The sequence below is a fragment of the Rhizobium sp. 18055 genome, from assembly GCF_902706285.1.
In the GTDB taxonomy this organism is placed as follows: domain Bacteria; phylum Pseudomonadota; class Alphaproteobacteria; order Rhizobiales; family Rhizobiaceae; genus Rhizobium.
Window position 1 is genome coordinate 1 of the sequence record NZ_CACSKD010000490.1, and the last position, 387, is coordinate 387.

Annotated in this window: 1 pseudogene; it reads right to left on the bottom strand. The window is 68.0% G+C overall.

Annotated features, from left to right (window positions below):
- Positions 1-169 precede the first annotated feature (169 nt).
- A pseudogene (locus GVL52_RS30145) lies at positions 170-387 on the bottom strand (hypothetical protein); the annotation flags it as partial.

Genomic DNA, 387 nt, shown 5'->3' on the forward strand with positions numbered 1-387 from the left:
GGGCTGAGCTTGCCGGTGTTGAGCACATCGGCGCGCTTGTTCACCAGCGAATCGCTGGACTTCACCTGCTTGACAGTCACCATCGCGCAGCCGCTGCTGCCCAGCAGCAGGAAGGCGGCGAACAACACCGGCAGCGCGCGCTGCCAGCGGATCAGGAAGAGTCGGGTCATTACTGCGGGTCCTGCTCGGTGCCGGGCACGCCCTGGCGGATCACGGTGGAGAAGTGGTCGCCGCTGCCCAGGTCCAGCGCACGCTGGGTGATGCGGCCCTTGTCATGCAGTTCGGCATACGGCACGCCCGGCGTGAGCGCGCCGACCTCCTGTGCGTATTCGGCCAGGTAGCCGGACAGCAGCAGGCGGTAGTCCAGCGGCAGGCGCGGCGCGATGT